This window comes from Brevundimonas sp., from assembly GCF_036402095.1.
GTDB lineage: Bacteria > Pseudomonadota > Alphaproteobacteria > Caulobacterales > Caulobacteraceae > Brevundimonas.
The window spans coordinates 1-2,541 of the sequence record NZ_DASWTO010000109.1; the positions used below are offsets into that span (position 1 = coordinate 1).

General features: G+C 69.8%; 5 protein-coding genes. All 5 read left to right on the forward strand.

The genetic code is table 11. The features are described from left to right. Window positions 1–112, forward strand: a 112-nt coding sequence (locus tag VGD32_RS08020; protein ID WP_331031376.1) for a hypothetical protein, incomplete at its 5' end; no start/stop codon positions are given. A 49-nt stretch (window positions 113–161) separates the two neighbouring features. Then, window positions 162–542 (forward strand): hypothetical protein, encoded by a 381-nt coding sequence (locus VGD32_RS08025; RefSeq protein ID WP_331031372.1) that lies wholly within the window; start codon window positions 162–164, stop codon window positions 540–542. 19 nt (window positions 543–561) lie between these two features. Then, on the forward strand, window positions 562–1,353 hold the full coding sequence (gene surE / locus VGD32_RS08030) for a 5'/3'-nucleotidase SurE (protein WP_331031373.1): 792 nt from the start codon (window positions 562–564) through the stop codon (window positions 1,351–1,353). 2 nt (window positions 1,354–1,355) lie between these two features. Then, a complete protein-coding gene (locus tag VGD32_RS08035; protein WP_331031374.1) occupies window positions 1,356–1,721 on the forward strand; it encodes a hypothetical protein in 366 nt (121 codons plus the stop codon). Beyond that, entirely contained in the window at window positions 1,718–2,362 is a 645-nt protein-coding gene (locus VGD32_RS08040; RefSeq protein WP_331031375.1) for a protein-L-isoaspartate(D-aspartate) O-methyltransferase, read from the forward strand. The genes VGD32_RS08035 and VGD32_RS08040 overlap by 4 nt, the downstream gene beginning before the upstream one ends. The last annotated feature ends 179 nt before the right edge of the window (window positions 2,363–2,541 follow it).

Here is a 2,541-nt window from a genome sequence, read left to right on the forward strand (position 1 = left end):
GCGGACGCTGGTGGCGATCATGGAGAACTATCAGCGGCCCGATGGCGGCATCACCGTCCCCGATGCGCTGATTTCCTATATGGGCGGCGTGACCCACATTGGGCCAACCTAGAACCGCTCATCCCGGCGTTCGCCGGGATGCGGAAGAGAGGGAGATTGCGATGACGAAGTTTCTGATCGGTCTTTCCGCGCTGGCCCTGACGGCCTGCGCCACCGGCCCGGCGACGCCGCAGTATTCGGCGACCGACACCGCCTTCACCGGCTGGATGCGGTTCGGCGGCGAGGAGTTTCAGCTGTACGCCGACCAGGACCAGGTGTTGCAGCCGTTCTCGCGGCCGTGCGTGTCCGGCGCGGCGTCGCGCGACGAGATGCGCCAGGCGGTGCGGGATCTGGGCGGGCAGAAGGTGACCGTCACCGGCCGGACCGCGGCATGGTCGGCGGGCCTGCCGGGGAACCGGATCGAGCACGAGGGCTCGGCCATCCGCAACGAGTGCGGCGGCGCCTTCGTCATCCTGGCCGACGACATCCGGCCGGCGAACTGAACGAACTGATCGGAGCGGAATGCGCATCCTCCTGACCAACGACGACGGTATCGAGGCCGAGGGGCTGGAATGCCTGGAGCGGATCGCCCGGACGCTGTCGGACGACATCTGGACGGTCGCGCCGCAGGTCGAGCAGTCGGGCAAGGGGCGGGGGATCACCCTGACCGAGCCGCTGCGGGTCAACGCCATCGGCGAGAAGCGGTTCGCGGTGACGGGGACGCCGACCGACTGCGTGGTGCTGGCGGTCAACGATCTGATGCCGGAGCGGCCCGATCTGGTGCTGTCGGGCGTCAACCGCGGGCACAACGTCGGCGAGGACTGCTCCTATTCGGGGACGGTGGCCGGGGCGCTTCAGGGGATGGCGTTCGGCATCCGCTCGATCGCGCTCTCCCAGTCTCTGGAGCGATTCCACGACGAGGTGACGGCGCACTGGGAGACGGCCGAGGCCTATGCGCCGGCGATCATCGCCCGGCTGCTGGAGCAGCCGTGGCAGGCGGGGGTGGTGATGAACCTGAACTTCCCGGCCCGGCCGCCGGAAGAGGTGATCCAGGTCGAGGTGACGCGGCAGGGCTTCCGCGACATCGGCGAGATGCACGCGGTGCGGCGCACCGACCTGAGGGGGCGGGACTATTACTGGATGAGCTTCCGCGGGACCAAGCAGGACCATCCGGCCGGAACCGACCTGCGGGCCATGGACGAGGGGAAGATCTCGGTCACGCCGCTGCACATCGACCTGACGCACATGCCGAGCGTGCACGACCTGAAGGGGGTGCTGGGCGGGGCGCCGCCGAAGACGGTGGCGGCGGAATGAGGGTGGCGTTCGCAGGTCTGGCCGGGGCTGCCGTGCTGCTCGCGGCCTGCGCGGTTACGGAGCCCTGGCCCGCCGACCGCGCCTGGATCGATTCCGGCTGCGAAGCGGCGGGTTGGTGCGGAGCCCGCGGGCGGCTGGCCGTGGCGGACGGGGTCGGCCTGCTGACGCTGGACGACGGCCGCTGCCTGCCCATCGTCCTGCCGCCGCGCATCGTCGCCGAACGCGCCCGCTGGGACGGCCGGCGGGTCGCGGTGAGAGGTCATGCCGTGGACCGTACGGCGGACGGCGGCGCGAGGGCAGGCCAACTGTGCCCGTCGTCCCCGTTGGTCATGGAGGCCCGCCGCTTTTCGCTGAAGGCCGACCGATGAAGCTGAACGACGATCGCGCCGGGCGGCTGATCCTCGGGCTGCGGCAGCAGGGGGTGACCGACCCGAAGGTGCTGCAGGCCATGGAGTCGATCGACCGCGCCGTGTTCGTGCACGAGAAATTCCTCGACCAGGCGTGGGAGGACCAGGCCCTGCCGATCGACTGCGCCCAGACGATCTCGCAGCCCTATATCGTCGGCCTGATGACCCAGGCGCTGGACGTGCAGCCGAGGCACAGGGTGCTGGAGATCGGCACGGGGTCCGGCTACCAGGCCGCGGTGCTGAGCCGGCTGGCGCGCTATGTCTATTCGGTGGAGCGGTATCGCAGCCTGCTGACCGAGGCCGAGCGGCGGCTGAAGGAACTGAAGATCGACAACGTCATCACCCGGCATGGCGACGGCGGGCTGGGCTGGCCGGAGCAGGCGCCGTTCGACCGGATCATGGTCACGGCGGCGTCGCCCGGCGAACCGACGGAACTGCTGCACCAGCTGAAGCCGGGCGGGATACTGGTGTGCCCGGTGGGGCGGTCGTCGGTGCAGCGGCTGCACCGCTACGTCAGTCTGGAAGACGGCTCGTTCCGGCGCGAGAGCCTGGCGGAGGTGCGGTTCGTGCCGCTGGTCGAGGGGACGGCGAAGGAGGGGTGAGGGGAGGCAGCAGGCGACAGGCAACAGGCAACAGGCAGCAGGCAGCAGGCGACGGGCGGTGAGTGCTGACAGGATGGGCAGGCGTCCCGCCGTCGACGCCCACTCTTTGGTGATCCCTGTTGCCTGATGCCTGCTGCCTGTTGCCTTCCTGTTAACCTTCCCGCCCAACTTTGGCGCGG